Raw genomic sequence first — 17,331 nt, 5'->3', positions numbered from 1 at the left:
ATGAAGTCAGTCTGCTTGAAGAACGAGTGACAACCGCACCATATCCATACACTGAATACCGTTCTCATAAATCGGTTCATCATAGTGCTTCAGAAAGAAATCGTGATCGATAGACGCCATACGAAAACCGCATTTTTGATAAAGGGCGAGCTGCTGAATACTAGAGTTGCCTGTGCCAATTTCAATTGTATGAAAGCCAGCTGCCTTGGCTTCTGTAATAGCATGGCGGATCAGCTGCTTCCCAATTCCTCTCCCTTGCCATGACTCCTTCACGGCGACATTCATGATTTCCACTGTCTGCTGAGACAGAGGCGTCAGAACATACACACCAATCATGTCCTGTTTATGAAAAGCAACATAACAAGAACCAGATTGTACATAGGCAATGACTTTTTCAGTTGAAGGGTCAGCTAATAGTAAAAGATCCATAGGAACAGATTGATCATGAGACAATGGCCGAATCTGTATCAAATCATTTCATCCTCTCTATTCTTTGATATACCCTTGTTTAACACCCCAATCATATTGATCCTGCACCCATTGAGAAGGAGGATGATGGGTGACATTTGGGTCTTTCTTAACAGTTGCTTTCCTAGTCGTTTGTGCTGCCTGCTTATTCGCTTGAGCCGTTGCTTTCGCTGATGCCAGTTCTTTTTGAAGCTGGTCTATTTTTAACTCAAGCGCTTTACGCTGTTTGATTTCTTTTTGATGCGCCTTCTTTTCTTTCTTCAGCTTGTTTATGAAGGTGGACAATTCCTTTTTTTGACCATCGATTTCATCTTTCATATCCGTGCCTTCTGACTTTAACTGTGCCAGCTGCTTATCGTTCGTTCTGGTTTCTTGCTGGTGTTTTTTCTCTGCCGCGGTGAGCGACTGCTGCTGCCACACAATCCAGCCAGTTGCACCTAGGATGATCACAGACAAGACAATGATCGTGATGTTTTTTTTCATGTTCTATTCCCCTTTCGTTAAACCTCTATTATCATCGGTTAAAACAAACCAGGTTTTAACAGAACAAGGGAATATTCGCATCAGATTAGCAGACACTATGAAAAAAGGAGGGTGTCTGTTGATTTCCTTTATGATTCATGTCATTGTGTCACTATTTGCTGTCTCAAATCCCATTGGAAACGTGCCTCTTTTTATCACTTTAACAGAAGGCTATTCTGAGAAAGAACGTTCCCAGACGGCCAAAAAAGCGATTGTTGTGTCTTTTATGATTTTGATTGCCTTTCTTTTGGCAGGCAGGCTCATTTTCAAATTGTTTGGCATTGATATCCATGCACTCCGTATCGCCGGAGGTATTTTTATTTTTGGTATCGCTTACAATCTGCTGAATGCAAAAGAATCACATGTTCAAAACCCTCATTCGGATGAAAAGGCAGAAAGCAAGGAGAAGGCCGATGTTTCGGTGACCCCGCTCGCCATTCCGATCATTGCCGGACCTGGTACAATTGCGACCGTCATGAGCTTAACGCCAGGAAGCCACCAAGTAACGCTTCATCTGCTTGCGATTCTTATTGGCATTGTAGTCGTACTTGCCATGACCTATTATGCATTTCATTATTCAAGTTTCATTATGCGAAAAATGGGGAAAACAGAGATGAATGTCGTGACACGATTAATGGGATTGATTCTAGCTGTTGTGGCAGTAGAGATGATTGGCGCAGGGATCAAAGGGATGTTCCCAATGCTGATGTCATAAGTGTATATAAAAAAGCTGTTTTTTTCTACAAAATTGTAAAATAAAACAGCTTTTTTAAGGTTTTGGCACATGTTGAAATACTTCTTCACTTTCAAAGAACTCAATTAAACGGCTAATCCAGTCATAATAATCGAGACTTTCCTTGATTTCTGAAAGAAGAAGATTGATTTTATCTACTGTTTCTTCTGGCAGGTCATCTTGTTCAAGCAGCTCCAGCAATTCCTTGCATGTCTTCTTATGTGCCTTGCGATTTTTGCTGACAACACGTGACCAATTGGCTGCAAACAATGAAATAAAGGTTTGATATTGATCTTGCTCAACGTCATATAAATCTTTGCGTATTCCTTTTTCATAAACCTTTTCAGCAATATTCAGATCAAGCATTTCTCGAACGACTTGACTCATTCTTGTTTTGCTCATGCCGGTCGCCTCTGAGAGCTCACCGAGCGTCATTGGTTTACGGTTCATATGAATGATACCAAGCACTCTACCCACTGTGGCAGAAAGACCAAAGGCATTCATGTTCTCGGCAGCTTTTTCAATATAATGATCCTGTGCTTTTTGAATGGCGCCTAACGCTTGCTTGTCCATTCCCCGCTTCATCCCTTCACGACTGACAATTTGTAACACAATATATCATATACCTGTTTGTTGATGAAAACAATAAATATTGAGTATTTGCTCGTAAGTTGGAGGAAAAAGGAGGGATCGCTACATATCAGGCCGTTAACTGAAAATTTTAAATAAATCTTATGCAATACAAACACATTGTAAACTTTTTATTTTATAAAGTTTGCACTATAATAAATAAGGTGTAAATTTTCTGAAAATATATATCCGACTAATTGGAGGTGTCTCATTTGCTGAAACTAGAGAATGTATCTAAGACGTATAAAGGCGGAAAAAAAGCTGTCAAAAATATTGATTTAGAAATAGCAAAAGGAGAATTTATTTGTTTTATTGGACCGAGTGGCTGTGGAAAAACGACAACCATGAAGATGATTAACCGACTGATTGAACCTTCCTCAGGAAACATATTGATCGAGGGAGAAAACATTATGAAAAAAGATCCAGTCCAATTAAGAAGAGAAATTGGTTATGTGATTCAGCAAATTGGACTTTTCCCTCATATGACCATCGCACAAAACATTTCCCTTGTGCCGAAGCTGCTGAAGTGGCCGGAAGAAAAACGAAAAGAACGAGCGCGTGAATTGCTCAAACTCGTCGACATGGGGCCGGAATACTTAGAGCGTTACCCGCATGAACTCAGTGGAGGACAGCAGCAGCGTATCGGCGTTCTTCGCGCACTCGCAGCAGAACCCCCTTTAATCCTGATGGATGAACCATTTGGAGCACTTGACCCAATTACAAGAGATTCATTGCAGGAAGAATTTAAGAAACTGCAAAAAACGTTAAATAAAACAATCGTATTCGTCACACATGACATGGATGAAGCGATTAAACTTGCAGACCGCATTGTCATTTTAAAAGATGGAGAGATTGTCCAAGTGGGCACACCAGATGATATTTTACGTAACCCTGTGAACGAATTCGTAGAAGAATTCATCGGGAAAGAACGTCTGCTTCAGTCAAACCCGAATATGGAACGTGTGGAACAAATGATGAACACGTCCCCAGTCACAATTACCGTCGAAAAAACATTGACAGATGCCATTTATATTATGAGAGAAAAGCGGGTTGATTCCCTGCTTGTCGTTGATGAAAATCATGTGCTGAAAGGCTATATCGACATTGAAACCATCGATGCAAACCGCAGAAAAGCAGCCTTCGTTGGCGATATTTTAAATACAGAATTTTATACAGTACAAGAAGGTGCACTTCTTAGAGATACTGTCCGAAAGATCTTAATACGCGGCATTAAATATGTACCGGTAGTCGATGCAACAGGGCACTTAAAAGGCATCGTCACACGTGCAAGTCTTGTAGATGTCGTATATGACTCTATTTGGGGAGAAGATACCCCGGAGGCTGTCACTGAAATGAACTAAGGGAGGTGTACACATGGATCAAATCATCGATTTTCTTGAGAAAAATGGTGGGGAACTCCTCACAAAAATGTGGGAGCATTTATACATTTCTTTAATTGCCGTTGTGTTAGGCATTATCGTGGCCGTTCCTTTAGGCGTCATTCTTACACGAATGAAAAGAGGCGCCGGTTTTGTCATCGGCATCGTGAATATCTTTCAAACACTCCCTAGTTTAGCGATTCTTGCATTTTTTATTCCTATTTTGGGAGTTGGAAAAATACCTGCGATCGTTGCGCTATTTTTCTATTCCGTTTTGCCTATTTTAAGAAATACGTATGCCGGTGTTCAAGGTGTGAACAAAAACTTGCTTGAATCTGGAAAAGGAATTGGCATGACGACATGGGAACAAATTCGTCTTGTGGAACTGCCGCTTGCTGTTCCGGTCATTATGGCAGGTGTCAGAACCTCAACGATTTATTTAATTGGGTGGACAACACTTGCTGCTTTTATCGGTGGAGGCGGTCTTGGTGACTACATTTTAATTGGGCTTCAGCTTTACCAGCCGGAATACATCATTGCGGGTGCAATCCCTGTCACTATTTTAGCGGTCATCATTGACCTTACATTGATGAAGCTTGAGAAAAAAGTAACACCAGAAGGCTTAAAAGGATTGAAGGAAGTTTCATAAGGAGTTGGCTCATGTGAAGAATCGAAAAACAAAATGGATCAGTGCACTGCTTGCCGGATGCTTGCTATTCATAAGTGGCTGTTCACTTCCTGGACTAGCCGGCTCTTCAGGGAGCACGCTGCGAATCGGTGCACAAAACTTTACAGAATCAGAAATTATGGCCTATATGGTGGGAGACATCATTGAGCATTACACAGATAAAAAGACAACCATTGTGAAGAATTTAGGCTCAAATACCGTACAGCAAAAAGCAATGGAAAACGGTGATGTCGACATTTCGGCAACACGATATACAGGCACGGATTTAACAAGTACGCTAGGAATGGATGCAGAAAAAGATCCAAAGCGTGCAATGGAAATCGTCCAGAAAGAATTCAAAAAACGCTATGATTACAAATGGTTTGATTCCTATGGGTTTGATAATACGTATGCCTTTGCTGTGACGCAGAAGATGGCGAAGGAAAACAACCTAGAAACAGTCTCTGATTTAAAAAAGAATGCCAAAAATTATCGCTTCGGTGTGGATAATATTTGGCTGAAAAAGAAAGGTGACGGTTACGAAGGGTTTGTGAAAACATACGGAATTGAATTTGGAAGCACTTTTCCGATGCAGATCGGTCTAGTCTATGACGCATTGAAAAATGAAAAAATGGATATTGTGCTTGCCTATTCAACAGATGGCCGGATCAAAGCGTATAATCTCAAAATCTTAAAAGATGATAAACGATTCTTCCCACCATACGATGCATCACCAGTTGTCCCTGAGAAGGTATTAAAAGAAAATCCAGGACTGGACAAGGTGATCAACAGGTTGATTGGAAAAATCGATACCGAACAAATGCAAGAGCTCAATTATCAAGTCGATGGAGAACTAAAAGAACCAGCGACTGTTGCGAGAGATTTTCTAAAGAAACACAATTACTTTGAGTAAGATTGGGAGGTGTCAGAGCTGATGGACACACTACAGCAATTATGGGCGTATTATCAACAGAACGGTTCATATGTGTTAGAAGAATTTTACCGGCATTTCCTCATGTCAGCGTATGGGGTATTGTTTGCGGCAATTGTCGGAATACCAGTCGGCATCTTTGTGGCGCATTACCGCAAATTGAGCAATTGGGTGTTCGCGATAACCAATGTCATTCAAACCATTCCAGCGTTAGCGATGCTTTCTGTGTTGATGCTTGTATTAGGACTTGGTGCAAATACAGTCATCTTATCACTCTTTTTATATTCGCTTCTGCCAATTATCCGTAACACGTACACAGGTATTGTCAGCATTGAGCATGCCTATTTAGAATCGGGGAAAGCGATGGGTATGACGAAATGGCAAGTGCTGAGAATGGTTGAATTACCGCTTGCTTTATCTGTCATTATGGCTGGTTTAAGAACCGCACTTGTGATCGCAATCGGTATTACAGCGATTGGGACATTTGTTGGTGCAGGAGGACTTGGTGATATTATCATCAGAGGATCAAACGCGACAAACGGAACAGCCATTATTTTAGCAGGTGCTATTCCAACTGCGCTCATGGCCATTATTGCTGACCTTGTCATGGGCTGGCTTGAACGCTATTTAAGCCCAACCAACAAGAAAAAAGAAAGCAAGGCGTTAGCTGAAAAAAACATGACGTCCGCATAAATGCTTGAAAAGACAAAACCTCCTCTACATCTGTAGGGGAGGTTTTTTTATCATGATTAGGCGGCTCACATCAGGAGACATTTATGATTCAAGTGTGATCCATTCAGAGGACCACTTCGCAATTTCCTCAAAAACGGGTGCAAGTGAGCGCCCCATATCAGTTAATGAATACTCAATACGCACGGGTGTTTCAGCAAAAACCTCCCGTTTTACAATGCCTGCTGCTTCCAGCTCTTTTAATCTCTCAGATAAAACCCTTCCGCTTAAATTGGTCAGAGCTGCTTCGATTTCACTAAAGCGCTGTGAACCTGAGAGAAGCTGAAAAACAATCAGTGCCACCCAGCGTTTACTTAATAACTCAACTGCTTTTTCAAACCGCGGGCACATATCAGATTGATTCATCTTTCTTCACTCCAATCTGAACCCATTATACCGTAATTCTGTCAAAAATCGGCGCAAAAAGCTTGTCAATGATCAAAACATTTTACGATGACGAACGGCTGTTTAGTAGAAATAACAAATAGCGGTTTAAATCCTCTATTTCATGTTTAGAAAGGGTGGACCATATGTCCCCATTAAATATTTCAAGATCATCAAGTTCATATTGCTCTGCTGCTTCTTTTATTTGGGTAAAAGCCGTTTCTTCTTCCTTTATGACATAGGCAGAAGATGCTTCTTCAATATACCCTGCAGCCTGCATCATGTCCTCATAAGGTACTTTTAATGCACCTGCTAGTTTTTTAATTGTAGGAGGTTTCGGAATGCCACGTTTCCCGTTTTCAATCCGAGAAATACCAGCAGCGCTGACCTCTGAATACATCGCTAATTGGTTCACCGATAGTTTCCTTTTCTCACGTAATGCTCTTAAATATGCACCGAAGTTCATCAACTCAAAACCTCACATGGTTAAAGATTAGTTATCTCTAGTGTACTCGATTTGTTGACTATTGGCAATAAGTGTACCATGAAAATATTGACATTAGTTAATGGTGGATGTATCTTATGTTTATGCCCCGCTATTTGTTCGCCTTTTTTTGGTTAATGAGCGTAAGAAAGTATTGATTCAGCTGGCTGATGTCTTGTGCGGTGAGTGTTTCCCATTGGTCTCCATCGAAAATAGGGAGATGTTCTACATCCTTTTGAAGCGCCGTTTGATAGATTTTTAATATGGAGTCATATTTCGGTTTCATTTCATGCACTTTTTCCTGTTCAATATAACCGGCAAGCAGCATTAAATCCTCATAAGGCACCTTCAAAGCGCGTGCTAATTTTTTTATGGTTAAAGGCTTTGGCACACCACGCTTTCCATTCTCAATCCGAGAAATACCGGCAGCGCTTACGCCTGAATACATGGCGAGTTGATTGACAGACATCTTTCTATTCTCTCTTAAAATGCGTAATTGTTCACCAAAGTGATTCATGTCATCGAACCTCACATTTCAGTATATGACTTATTTTAGTATGATCATTGACCAAAGGAAATAGAAAGGGCGTAAAAGTGTTGACATAAGTTAATGAATCCGGGAGATATGAGAGTCCTACATGTTGTACATATTGATCCTATAGGAGGTTGTAATGATGGTCGAAAAGATTCAGATCAGGCGGGCGTTTGTGATGCAGTATATGATCGAAAACGATATGTCTTTAAATCAGCTCGCAGATGAAATTGGCATCTCTCCTGCCACACTCAGCAGGGTATTGAATGGTCACCGGAAGCCAGGACAGCTTGTCATTGGCAAAATGATTCATTACTTTGATAAAAAATTTGAAGATTTATTTTACTATGAAGATGTTGACAAAAGTCAATGAACGAAATCATCGTATGATCATTAAGGAGGCGGCTTCATTGAAAAGAACTGGAATGGTAAGACACATCGATTCGCTTGGCAGAATTGTTCTGCCTTCAGAAATGCGAAAGGTACTCAATATAAAAGAAGAGCAGCTGTTAGAAATTTTCATCGAAGATCAAACCATTATGCTGAAAAAATATGATGCAGATAAGAGCTGCTTATTAACTGGCCAAATAACGAAATACAACAAAAGCTATGGAAACGGCAATGTCATACTGAGTCCTGAAGGAGCTGAACGGCTGTTAGTAGAATTAAAACAGCTCTTAAAAGAAGAAGCAACTCGCTAAAAACGTTTTTTAACCTCAAAAATTGCATATAAAAAATGCTGCATACAATCCATTGGAGCGAAATTGAATCAAAATGACAAATAAAGTCGACAATATATAGGAAATCTTTATTTTGATGTTTCGTGACATGCACCTTGTTTTCATGTAAAATAAAGTTATGTGTACCAGTTTGTCTGGAGGTGTTTTCATGCACGCATTTGTTATCACATTACTCGTAATTGTCAGTATCGCACTTATCATCGTTGTATTATTACAATCAAGTAAAAGTGCAGGACTGTCAGGCGCTATTTCAGGTGGAGCCGAGCAGCTTTTCGGTAAGCAAAAAGCGAGAGGTCTTGACTTGATTCTTCACCGATTAACTGTCATTTTGTCAGTGCTTTTCTTCATCTTAACACTTGCATTGGCATATTTAGGCGTGTAGGCGCGAGTAACAGAAGGTCTGATCTTTTTTCAGACCTTTTTTTATTATCAGCACTCTTTTGTGTTTGTTTCATACATACAAGTGGAAAATATAAACCATATCAGAAGGAAAGGAAGTCACATCATGAAAGTTGTTACACCAAAACCATTTACGTTTAAAGGTGGAGAAAAGGCGGTGCTTCTTCTTCACGGTTTTACTGGGAATACAGCCGATGTTCGTATGCTTGGGCGTTATTTGAATGAAAGAGGCTATACATGCCATGCACCTCAATACAAAGGACACGGTGTACCGCCAGAGGAGCTTGTTCATACAGGTCCTACAGATTGGTGGAAAGATGTAGAAGAAGGCTATCAATTTTTAAAAGACGAAGGTTATGAGGAAATTGCGGTCTGCGGACTATCCCTCGGAGGAGTTTTTTCATTGAAATTAGGTTACACTGTACCTGTAAAGGGAATTGTACCTATGTGTGCACCTATGTACATAAAAAGTGAAGAAGTCATGTACCAGGGTGTACTAGATTATGCCCGTAACTATAAAAAATTCGAGGGTAAGTCAGAGGATCAAATTGAGCAAGAGATGGAAGAGTTCAAGAAAACACCAATGGGTACACTCAAAGGCCTGCAAGAACTCATTGCAGATGTCAGAAACAATGTTGATATGATTTATTCACCTACTTTTGTTGTTCAGGCTCGTCATGATCATATGATTAATACAGACAGTGCAAACATTATTTATAACGAAGTAGAGACAGATGAAAAACGTTTAAAGTGGTATGAAGAATCGGGCCATGTTATCACGCTTGATAAAGAGCGGGAGAAGGTTCATCAGGATGTATATGCATTCTTAGAATCACTCGATTGGTCAATTTAAATATATAGGGGGTTAGAGTGTGCAAAAAGAAGAATTTATGGATGAATTACTTGCGTTTATGCAAGAAGAGGCTTACAAACCATTAACGGTACAAGAATTAGAAGTCATGATGGAAATTACCAATCCAGATGATTATAAAGAGCTCGTCAAAGCACTTGTGATATTAGAGGATCAGGGACTTATCGTCCGTACCCGCAGCGACCGCTATGGTGTACCGGAAAAAATGAACTTGGTAAAAGGAAAGCTGTCTGCGCATGCAAAAGGATTTGCATTTGTGACACCAGAAGAGTTTGGACAGGATGATATTTTCATTCCTCCAAATGAGCTAGGCACAGCAATGAATGGCGACACCGTCATGGTTCGTGTCAGCCACAAATCAAATGGCACCAAAAAAGAAGGAACGGTCATCCGCATTCTGGAGCGTAATACTCAGACGGTTGTCGGTACCTATACAGAAACGAAAAGTTTTGGTTTTGTCATTCCTGATGATAAAAAAATCACAAACGATATCTTCATTCCGAAATCCGCTAAAAACGGAGCGGTCGAAGGTCATAAAGTCGTTGTCACGCTGACAAGCTATCCAGAAGGAAGAATGAGCGCAGAGGGTGAAGTGACGGAAATCCTTGGTCACAAAAATGACCCTGGCATCGATATTTTGTCGATTATTCATAAACACGGTCTACCAGGTGAGTTTCCGGAAGAAGCGCTCCAGCAGGCAGCAGACACACCTGAAACGATCGATGAAAAGGACCTTGAAGGTAGACGTGATCTGCGCAATGAAACGATCGTGACGATTGACGGTGCAGATGCAAAGGACTTAGATGATGCCGTAACCGTGCAAAAGCTCGATGATGGCAAATATAAGCTCGGCGTGCACATTGCAGACGTTTCTCATTATGTTACAGAGAATTCGCCGATTGATCAGGAAGCCTATGAGCGCGGAACGAGTGTGTACCTTGTCGACCGCGTCATTCCAATGATTCCTCATCGCCTGTCAAATGGCATTTGCTCATTGAATCCGAAGGTTGATCGTCTCACACTCTCTTGTGAAATGATCATTGATCGTAGTGGGAAAGTCGTCAAACACGAAATTTTCCAAAGTGTGATCAAAACGACGGAAAGAATGACCTATTCCGATGTGAATAAGATTTTAGTTGACCAAGATGAAGAACTTTTAGACAAATACGAGCCGTTAGTGCCAATGTTCCAAGAGATGGAGAAGCTTGCAGAAATTCTGCGTGACAAGCGAATGGAGCGTGGAGCAGTCGACTTTGACTTCAAGGAAGCAAAAGTGCTTGTAGATGATGAAGGCGCAGCGAAAGACGTCGTCATTCGTGAACGTTCTGTTGCCGAAAAATTAATTGAAGAATTCATGCTGGTGGCAAACGAAACAGTTGCCGAGCATTTCCACTGGATGAATGTTCCGTTCATTTATCGAATTCACGAAGAACCAAATCCTGAGAAGCTTCAGCGCTTTTTAGAGTTCGTGACGACGTTTGGTTACATCGTCAAAGGGACGTCAACGAACATTCACCCGCGCGCACTTCAAAGTGTCCTCGATGCTGTCAGAGATCAACCAGAAGAAGTTGTCATTCAAACTGTGATGCTTCGCTCTATGAAACAGGCGAAGTATGATCCAGAAAGCATTGGCCATTTTGGATTATCAACGGAATTCTATACACACTTCACATCGCCGATCCGCCGTTACCCGGATTTAATCGTGCATAGGCTGATCAGAACCTATTTAATAGAGAAAAAGACAGACGAAGCGACCCTTGAAAAATGGGGACAACTGCTGCCAGAAATCGCAGATCATGCATCTACAATGGAGCGCCGCTCTGTTGATGCTGAGCGCGAAACAGATGACCTGAAAAAGGCAGAGTTTATGCTGGATAAAATCGGTGAAGAGTTTGATGGTATGATTAGTTCCGTCACGAATTTCGGACTATTCGTTGAACTGCCGAATACGATAGAAGGTCTTGTCCATGTAAGCTACATGACAGACGATTACTATCGTTTTGATGAACAGCACTTTGCCATGATCGGTGAACGTACAGGGAATGTCTACCGTATCGGTGACGAAATTACTGTCAAAGTGGTGAGTGTGAATAAAGATGAGCATTCCATTGATTTTGAAATCGTCGGGATGAAAGGCACTCGCCGTAAATCACCAAAAGACTTCAAGTTCAAAAAACGGACAGATCCACCAGCCAAAAAAGGACGCGGAGGTCAAAAGGCCTCTGGGGAAAAAGGCAAAGAGGATAAAGGCGGCGACTGGTTTACAGGTCGTAAAAAGAAGAAAAAGAAAAAACGCGTATTTGATAACGCACCGAAACAAAAGCGCAAAAAGAAAAAGTAACGTGACAAAAAGCAAATAGGGCATCACGCTCTATTTGCTTTTTGACCACGTGGCAGCAGCATTGTCGAAAGCTGGATTGTTTGATAAAATAATCCGTACGATTTGGACCGTGTCTGTGTCAAAAGGAGGGTGTACGCCAATGCCAAAGGGAGAGGGAAAGGTTGTTTCCCAAAACAAAAAAGCCAATCATGATTATTTTATAGAAGAAACATACGAAGCCGGCCTTGTATTACAAGGAACTGAAATCAAATCCATTCGAGCGGGAAAAGTGAATTTAAAAGATTCCTTTGCCAAAATCGAACGGGGAGAAGTGTTTCTTCACAATATGCACGTGAGCCCATACGAGCAGGGGAACCGTTATAACCATGATCCGCTCAGAACGAGAAAGCTGCTACTCCACCGCAAACAAATCAGTAAATTGATTGGTGCGACAAAGGAAGAGGGCTACTCACTTGTTCCCATTAAACTCTATTTGAAAAATGGCTTTGCCAAAGTGCTAATTGGAGTCGGTAAAGGGAAGAAGAAATATGATAAACGTGAAGATCTGAAGAAAAAAGATGCGAAACGTGAAATCGAGCGTGCTTTCCGTGACCGGCAAAAGCAATTCTAGACGCATGCAGATGGCTTGCTGAGAGCGGAAGCATTATGCTACAATATGTTATGCAGTAAACAATCATCGTCGTCTTTTTACAGAAACCACCAGTTGTTTCGAGCGATGAGATTGTTATAATAGTCATATACGGAAGCAGTTAAGCGAAAGAACGTTTCCATCCCGTATATCCCTTTTACAAGGGGACGTTACGGATTCGACAGGGATGGTTCGAGCTTAGGCTGCGAGCCGAGAGGCGATCTCGTTAACACGCACCTAAATGTAACTGGCAAAACTAAAAGTTTTAACCAAAACTTAGCACTAGCTGCCTAATAAGCGCAGCGAGCTCTTCCTGACATCGCCTATGTGTCTGTGAGGAGCCCAATGAAGTAGGCTACGCTTACGTTTTCGTCTGAGGACGTAAGAAGAGATCCATCAGACTAGCTCTCCAAGCGCCCGTCAGCAGGCATGAGGATGAGTGAACACGTAAATATGTTGACTACGCTCGTAGACGCTTAAGTAATCGATGTCTCTGGACGTGGGTTCGACTCCCACCGTCTCCATATGATTTTAAAAAAGTGTCAAAACCCATGTTAGATAAGGGTTTTGACACTTTTTAAATACGTGAAATTTTATAGTTGCAATGAACTTTTGCTATATGTTGCTGTTACAAATATTATAGGAATTCATAATTTAGTTTCAGTTGTTTATATATAAGTGAACTTCGTTCAAGAATAGCTTGATTAACAAAAGTTAAAAATTCACTCAGATTATTTTCATCTTTGGTACTAACTGTTCCTTTAAAGTGATTGCGCCAAAATTCTTTTGGTTCACTGGTTAAATCTTTTGGGTTTTCTAAAAAGCTCTGCAAAAAATTCTTCTCCACAAAATTAGGCCAAGTTTTAAAACTTAAAATCCACTTAGCGGATTCAATAATATATTTTTTATACTTAAAAGTGTTATTGTTCATTGTGTTTTCTAAAAAAATCTCAATAGAATCATTACTATTCATAAAATCATTTAAAATGACTTTAATATGGTTCAAAGTTAGATCCCAATAATCATAGGTAGATTTATAACGTTTGCTATTAAAAGGAGAAAACCAATTTTTATTATTTTTGATGGCGTATACAGGTATAAAATTACCTACTGTGTGTGTTAATTTTGCATAATCTTTAAATATAGGATTAGATAAATCATATGTCTCCTTATAAAAGGCTTTGTAAGGAGTTACAAATGAATTCATTGTTTCTCCATTTGCCTCAACAAAATCTGTTTGTTTAGTATTCCAGAATTCAAATTGATTTCCCCATAAGCGTTTGTATATTTCGAGGGTCAAAGGTAATCTATCACAATCAGATTGGGAACCATAAATATTACCTTTATATAGAATAATATTTGCAATAGGGTTTTTTTCATCATATATTAAATTTCTTAAATCAAAAACCTCTCTTTTGAAATCATAATTTATAAATTCTTCTTCTGAAAGTTCCATTAATTCATCAAAAGTCATTCGTAAGTTCTCCTTTATGTCCACTCTTTATTTATTAGAAGATTATCTAACTTCATTTTTTAACCTCTTTATTATACTTTAATATACTTCATGTAATTCATTTCACACTTGAAATTCAAAAATTAAGAAGCGATTCGGCAATGTAGCTTGTTTCTAAACTTTCAGAAGCCGTCGTATCTAGTGTCTGGAAGATAGATGCTTAGGTTGTTTCTTATAGAATTTTTTATTAGAAAGTTAGGGAGAATACCTAAATATACCTATTTTTTAACCGATGATAATTTGTAGGGAAATATCACCAGATAATGACAGGGGGACATTTTAGTTAAAAGAAAAAAGTTCGAATAGACCCTACAAAGCATATGATGAAACAGCTAAAGTAGTTGACGAATTAGAAAAAGTCTCAAAGGATAAGGAGTAATTCATAAAAATGAAAACAAACAAAAAGACAATCATTTCAGTATTTCTTTTAGTATTTACATTGATGATGGGTACAGCATGCGGTAAAAATGAATCAGAAAACGGTTCATCAAACAAAGCAGCAGCAAAACAAGAAAAAATAGAAAAAATGACTGATAGCGAATATGCATCATGGTATAAGGGATATCTAAAACGGTTTGAAGAAAGAATTATGTCTTTTGTTTTATCGTTGGTTCCTTTAGACGAGGTTTACGATAAAGAATGGGCTAGTGATGTTGAGACAAAGATTGATAGCATGAGAGAATTACTCAGCGAAGCCAAAGACAAAGAAGTTAAAGTTCCTGATACGTATAAAAAAGTAAACGAGTACTTGGTGAAAGCGGATGACAAATTTGAATCACTTTTCAAAGATATCTTAAAAGTAATCAAGCGAGATAAAGTCAGTGATGATGATTTAAGTTTCATGAATTCTAGAATGAAAAAAGCTTTAGAAGAAGTGGATAATGCTAAAAAAGAGATGAGTAAAATGAAAGACAATAAATCAAATGAAAAACAAAAAGATAAATCAAATTCATAATTAAGTAAAGAAAAAGACGTCTGCTTTACAAAGCTCAGAGGGTCTTAAGAATAACGAGTTTAGTTCACAACGTAAGAAGGATGCTACATACTGTCATCCTTCTTACTTTTCATGTAAGTTCCTTGAAGAAAACCGAACCAACCGAATAAACAAAGGACAAACCACAATCACCGCCATCATCAACAAAAGCCCATCAGGCATAATCTCCACAAATGTTGTCTGAATCACATAAACCGCAATCAGCAGCAAATAACTCATCAAAAATAACAGCTCAGATCGTTTCTTCTGAAATGGCTTCTCTAAAAGAATCAGCATGAACAAACCTGCCATGATGATCAAAAAAGTCATCTCCTATCAAGCCTCCTTTTCATTCATCTCCACATTGTACAGATATTTCACTTGCTACAATATGCTTTATCCATAAAATAAGTAAAAAGTAATGAACAGATAAGGCGCCACGACTAGTAAAATGACGAACGCTTTCCAAAAAACCGCCAACCAAATCAAAATCACATCTTCCCATTTGAGACGTCCTCATATATAGTAAGATTAGACTAGTTCTAAATAACTGAAATTGGGGCGTTTACATGGATTCGATTGTTTTACATTTTATTGTGATCATGAGTGTTTCTGGCATTCTGTCCGTAATATTATCAATCATTGCTCATGCAAATCGCCATCGGTATATTGGCTGTCAATTGTTTATGTATATGTCTGGAGCAACTGCGATTTATATTTTTGGACATACATTTGAATTATTGGCGCGCACCCCTCAAGAAATTACATTCTGGGTTAGTTTTCAATACATAGGTCTTCCGTTCATTGCACCGTTCAGCCTGATGATTGTGCTGCAGTTTACTGGTTTCCATCAATATGTAACAAAGCGCCGCGTGCTTCTCTTCTTGCTGATTCCAATTTTAACCACCATTTTGGTGTTCACCAACTCTTTTCATTCACTCTTTTACCGAAGCATCACGATGAATACAGTAGACGGGTTTTTATTGGCTGATTTTACCATTGGCTATTGGTATATCATTCATGGGGTCTATACATTTGGTTGTTCCATGCTCGCTATTTTTATGCTGCTTTGGTTTTTACGTGTAAAGAAAGATTATTTGAAACAGGTTCTGATCTTGCTCGTTGGGATATTATTACCGATCACCACCTCTTTTATCTATTTATTAGGTGTCACGCCCTTTCACATTGACCCAGTACCAGTGGTGATGTTTTTAACCAACGCACTCTACTTATGGGCGATTATGTCTTTTCATCTCTTTAAGCTCTCTCCCATTGCGATGGAGCGTGTGTTTGAACATATGTCAGAAGGTGTTCTTCTATTGGATCGATACCGAACACTGATTGATTATAACCCTGCGGCTGCATTGATCATTCCTGTGCTCGCTAAAAAGGGAATCGGCTATAAAATCGATGATATATTCTCAGGGATCATCAAAGAGCCGGCGTTTATACAGTGGCTGCGTTCTCCGCAGGATCATTCACAGTATGATTTAATGTGGGAAAAAGAGCAGCCCTTCTATTATCATCTCACTGCTTCTTCTCTTTTTAATAGAAGAGGCGAAGTCGAAGGCAGGCAAATTGTGATCAGTGATGTTACTGAGCAGCGACTATTGCAGGAAGAGCTGGAGCGCCGAGCATATATTGATGGTTTGACGAATATCTTCAATCGGTCTTCCTTTATTGAACGAACGCAGATGTTATTGGAAGAGGATGCGCAGGATACCGCAATACTGCTATTTGATATTGATTTCTTTAAACAAATCAATGATACGCACGGCCATCACATTGGAGACGAGGCGTTGCGTCATGTTGTGTCCATTTGTCAGCAGCATTTGAAGATGGATGATTTATTTGGGCGATATGGTGGAGAAGAGTTCGCCATTTGTCTGCCGCATCATTCATTTGAAGAGGCATGTCGTATTGCGGAACAAATGAGACATTCATTTGAAGTGAGTTTCTTTCAGACAGATGAGAAAAAAGTAAGAGTGACAGCAAGCTTTGGCGTCGCCCATACAGCGAATGATCCCTCTATATTAGAAACGCTTCTATTTGAGGCAGATCAAGCCTTGTATATGTCAAAACGCCAAGGACGTAATCGGATTTATGCATCAACTGGTTCGGACTATATGCTGTACCAAAAGCAGGATCTTCCGCCTACTTCTCATTGACTGTTGTCCTTCATTTAGATATGATAAACATAACATTTGAACGGTTTCCTAAAGGGGAGTAGCTTTTACGGTTTGGTCGTCATTACAGAAACATCCGTTGTTTCTCGGCCATTCCGGCATGAACATGTTAGCCAGACCTTTGCCTATCACACTTGAGGCAAAGGTCTGGCTTTTTTTAAGGTCTTTTTGCATCTGTGTGGTTGGGAGCTGGACAAATGAGGGGTTTCAACATAGCAGAT

At 39.7% G+C, this 17,331-nt stretch carries 21 protein-coding genes and 1 other RNA gene; 14 read left to right on the top strand and 8 right to left on the bottom strand.

Annotated features, from left to right (window positions below; translation table 11 throughout):
* Positions 1 to 6: 6 nt before the first annotated feature.
* A complete protein-coding gene (locus tag V7L95_RS03620; protein ID WP_129547819.1) occupies positions 7 to 471 on the bottom strand; it encodes a GNAT family N-acetyltransferase in 465 nt (154 codons plus the stop codon).
* Between the two features lie 15 nt (positions 472 to 486).
* Entirely contained in the window at positions 487 to 951 is a 465-nt protein-coding gene (locus V7L95_RS03615) for a hypothetical protein (protein ID WP_129547818.1), read from the bottom strand.
* A gap of 118 nt (positions 952 to 1,069) precedes the next feature.
* On the opposite strand from V7L95_RS03615, the gene V7L95_RS03610 reads away from it, so the two are divergent.
* Complete coding sequence (locus V7L95_RS03610) at positions 1,070 to 1,705, top strand: NAAT family transporter (protein ID WP_024719834.1); 636 nt, start codon at positions 1,070 to 1,072, stop codon at positions 1,703 to 1,705.
* 54 nt (positions 1,706 to 1,759) lie between these two features.
* Here the strand turns inward: V7L95_RS03610 and V7L95_RS03605 are convergent, their stop codons facing one another.
* Positions 1,760 to 2,296, bottom strand: a complete 537-nt coding sequence (locus tag V7L95_RS03605) for a GbsR/MarR family transcriptional regulator (protein ID WP_017359221.1) — start codon at positions 2,294 to 2,296, stop codon at positions 1,760 to 1,762.
* 269 nt (positions 2,297 to 2,565) lie between these two features.
* Between V7L95_RS03605 and V7L95_RS03600 the strand changes: the two genes are divergently transcribed.
* The 4 genes from V7L95_RS03600 to V7L95_RS03585 are packed head-to-tail and all read left to right on the top strand — an operon-like array spanning position 2,566 to position 6,023.
* Positions 2,566 to 3,714, top strand: coding sequence for a betaine/proline/choline family ABC transporter ATP-binding protein (locus tag V7L95_RS03600; protein WP_100324777.1), 1,149 nt, complete (start codon positions 2,566 to 2,568; stop codon positions 3,712 to 3,714).
* Between the two features lie 13 nt (positions 3,715 to 3,727).
* Positions 3,728 to 4,381 carry an ABC transporter permease gene (locus tag V7L95_RS03595; protein ID WP_024719832.1) on the top strand — a complete coding sequence of 218 codons (654 nt, stop codon included), beginning with the start codon at positions 3,728 to 3,730 and terminating at the stop codon, positions 4,379 to 4,381.
* 13 nt (positions 4,382 to 4,394) lie between these two features.
* Positions 4,395 to 5,312, top strand: a complete 918-nt coding sequence (locus V7L95_RS03590) for an osmoprotectant ABC transporter substrate-binding protein (RefSeq protein ID WP_008347678.1) — start codon at positions 4,395 to 4,397, stop codon at positions 5,310 to 5,312.
* Positions 5,313 to 5,333: 21 nt separating this feature from the next.
* Positions 5,334 to 6,023 carry an ABC transporter permease gene (locus V7L95_RS03585; RefSeq protein WP_008347676.1) on the top strand — a complete coding sequence of 230 codons (690 nt, stop codon included), beginning with the start codon at positions 5,334 to 5,336 and terminating at the stop codon, positions 6,021 to 6,023.
* Between the two features lie 81 nt (positions 6,024 to 6,104).
* On the opposite strand, the gene V7L95_RS03580 is transcribed toward V7L95_RS03585, so the two are convergent.
* The 3 genes from V7L95_RS03580 to V7L95_RS03570 all read right to left on the bottom strand — a co-directional run bounded on the left by V7L95_RS03580 (position 6,105) and on the right by V7L95_RS03570 (position 7,444).
* Positions 6,105 to 6,425 (bottom strand): helix-turn-helix domain-containing protein, encoded by a 321-nt coding sequence (locus V7L95_RS03580; protein WP_007500199.1) that lies wholly within the window; start codon positions 6,423 to 6,425, stop codon positions 6,105 to 6,107.
* An 82-nt stretch (positions 6,426 to 6,507) separates the two neighbouring features.
* Positions 6,508 to 6,909, bottom strand: a complete 402-nt coding sequence (locus V7L95_RS03575) for a transcriptional regulator (RefSeq protein WP_008347673.1) — start codon at positions 6,907 to 6,909, stop codon at positions 6,508 to 6,510.
* Positions 6,910 to 7,039: 130 nt separating this feature from the next.
* A complete protein-coding gene (locus V7L95_RS03570; protein WP_340968021.1) occupies positions 7,040 to 7,444 on the bottom strand; it encodes a helix-turn-helix transcriptional regulator in 405 nt (134 codons plus the stop codon).
* A gap of 154 nt (positions 7,445 to 7,598) precedes the next feature.
* On the opposite strand from V7L95_RS03570, the gene V7L95_RS03565 reads away from it, so the two are divergent.
* The 7 genes from V7L95_RS03565 (at position 7,599) to ssrA (ending at position 12,965) form a co-directional block, all read left to right on the top strand.
* Entirely contained in the window at positions 7,599 to 7,832 is a 234-nt protein-coding gene (locus V7L95_RS03565; RefSeq protein ID WP_008347669.1) for a helix-turn-helix transcriptional regulator, read from the top strand.
* A 37-nt stretch (positions 7,833 to 7,869) separates the two neighbouring features.
* Complete coding sequence (locus tag V7L95_RS03560) at positions 7,870 to 8,160, top strand: AbrB/MazE/SpoVT family DNA-binding domain-containing protein (RefSeq protein ID WP_017359225.1); 291 nt, start codon at positions 7,870 to 7,872, stop codon at positions 8,158 to 8,160.
* Between the two features lie 187 nt (positions 8,161 to 8,347).
* Positions 8,348 to 8,581, top strand: coding sequence for a preprotein translocase subunit SecG (gene secG, locus V7L95_RS03555; protein ID WP_003212746.1), 234 nt, complete (start codon positions 8,348 to 8,350; stop codon positions 8,579 to 8,581).
* A gap of 123 nt (positions 8,582 to 8,704) precedes the next feature.
* The gene (locus tag V7L95_RS03550) at positions 8,705 to 9,451 is read left to right on the top strand and encodes a carboxylesterase (RefSeq protein WP_144625722.1); all 747 of its coding nucleotides are present in this window, start codon (positions 8,705 to 8,707) and stop codon (positions 9,449 to 9,451) included.
* Positions 9,452 to 9,470: 19 nt separating this feature from the next.
* Positions 9,471 to 11,810 carry a ribonuclease R gene (rnr, locus tag V7L95_RS03545; protein ID WP_008347660.1) on the top strand — a complete coding sequence of 780 codons (2,340 nt, stop codon included), beginning with the start codon at positions 9,471 to 9,473 and terminating at the stop codon, positions 11,808 to 11,810.
* Between the two features lie 139 nt (positions 11,811 to 11,949).
* Positions 11,950 to 12,420 carry an SsrA-binding protein SmpB gene (smpB, locus tag V7L95_RS03540; RefSeq protein WP_008347658.1) on the top strand — a complete coding sequence of 157 codons (471 nt, stop codon included), beginning with the start codon at positions 11,950 to 11,952 and terminating at the stop codon, positions 12,418 to 12,420.
* 181 nt (positions 12,421 to 12,601) lie between these two features.
* Positions 12,602 to 12,965: a transfer-messenger RNA gene (ssrA, locus tag V7L95_RS03535) on the top strand.
* A 110-nt stretch (positions 12,966 to 13,075) separates the two neighbouring features.
* Here ssrA and V7L95_RS03530 read toward each other — a convergent pair.
* Positions 13,076 to 13,912 carry a hypothetical protein gene (locus V7L95_RS03530; protein WP_017359228.1) on the bottom strand — a complete coding sequence of 279 codons (837 nt, stop codon included), beginning with the start codon at positions 13,910 to 13,912 and terminating at the stop codon, positions 13,076 to 13,078.
* Between the two features lie 427 nt (positions 13,913 to 14,339).
* Here V7L95_RS03530 and V7L95_RS03525 point away from each other — a divergent pair, with 427 nt between their 5' ends.
* Complete coding sequence (locus V7L95_RS03525) at positions 14,340 to 14,906, top strand: hypothetical protein (protein WP_017359229.1); 567 nt, start codon at positions 14,340 to 14,342, stop codon at positions 14,904 to 14,906.
* Between the two features lie 102 nt (positions 14,907 to 15,008).
* Here V7L95_RS03525 and V7L95_RS03520 read toward each other — a convergent pair whose 3' ends face one another.
* Complete coding sequence (locus V7L95_RS03520) at positions 15,009 to 15,254, bottom strand: hypothetical protein (RefSeq protein ID WP_017359230.1); 246 nt, start codon at positions 15,252 to 15,254, stop codon at positions 15,009 to 15,011.
* Between the two features lie 239 nt (positions 15,255 to 15,493).
* On the opposite strand from V7L95_RS03520, the gene V7L95_RS03515 reads away from it, so the two are divergent.
* Positions 15,494 to 17,092, top strand: a complete 1,599-nt coding sequence (locus tag V7L95_RS03515; RefSeq protein ID WP_035389410.1) for a histidine kinase N-terminal 7TM domain-containing protein — start codon at positions 15,494 to 15,496, stop codon at positions 17,090 to 17,092.
* Positions 17,093 to 17,331 lie beyond the last annotated feature (239 nt).

The organism is Bacillus sp. PPSBB_11 (assembly GCF_038023285.1).
GTDB classification, from domain to species: Bacteria; Bacillota; Bacilli; order Bacillales; family Bacillaceae; genus Bacillus; species Bacillus altitudinis.
This window is presented reverse-complemented; position numbering and strand designations above follow the sequence as displayed.

Coding starts and splice junctions, on each gene's coding strand:
- V7L95_RS03580 (WP_007500199.1), bottom strand. CDS start 6,425: ATGAATCAATCTGATATGTGCCCGCGGTTTGAAAAAGCAGTTGAGTTA.
- V7L95_RS03595 (WP_024719832.1), top strand. CDS start 3,728: ATGGATCAAATCATCGATTTTCTTGAGAAAAATGGTGGGGAACTCCTC.
- smpB (WP_008347658.1), top strand. CDS start 11,950: ATGCCAAAGGGAGAGGGAAAGGTTGTTTCCCAAAACAAAAAAGCCAAT.
- V7L95_RS03520 (WP_017359230.1), bottom strand. CDS start 15,254: ATGACTTTTTTGATCATCATGGCAGGTTTGTTCATGCTGATTCTTTTA.
- V7L95_RS03565 (WP_008347669.1), top strand. CDS start 7,599: ATGATGGTCGAAAAGATTCAGATCAGGCGGGCGTTTGTGATGCAGTAT.
- V7L95_RS03525 (WP_017359229.1), top strand. CDS start 14,340: ATGAAAACAAACAAAAAGACAATCATTTCAGTATTTCTTTTAGTATTT.
- V7L95_RS03550 (WP_144625722.1), top strand. CDS start 8,705: ATGAAAGTTGTTACACCAAAACCATTTACGTTTAAAGGTGGAGAAAAG.
- V7L95_RS03515 (WP_035389410.1), top strand. CDS start 15,494: ATGGATTCGATTGTTTTACATTTTATTGTGATCATGAGTGTTTCTGGC.
- V7L95_RS03615 (WP_129547818.1), bottom strand. CDS start 951: ATGAAAAAAAACATCACGATCATTGTCTTGTCTGTGATCATCCTAGGT.
- V7L95_RS03605 (WP_017359221.1), bottom strand. CDS start 2,296: ATGGACAAGCAAGCGTTAGGCGCCATTCAAAAAGCACAGGATCATTAT.
- V7L95_RS03575 (WP_008347673.1), bottom strand. CDS start 6,909: ATGAACTTCGGTGCATATTTAAGAGCATTACGTGAGAAAAGGAAACTA.
- secG (WP_003212746.1), top strand. CDS start 8,348: ATGCACGCATTTGTTATCACATTACTCGTAATTGTCAGTATCGCACTT.
- V7L95_RS03530 (WP_017359228.1), bottom strand. CDS start 13,912: ATGACTTTTGATGAATTAATGGAACTTTCAGAAGAAGAATTTATAAAT.
- V7L95_RS03570 (WP_340968021.1), bottom strand. CDS start 7,444: ATGAATCACTTTGGTGAACAATTACGCATTTTAAGAGAGAATAGAAAG.
- V7L95_RS03585 (WP_008347676.1), top strand. CDS start 5,334: ATGGACACACTACAGCAATTATGGGCGTATTATCAACAGAACGGTTCA.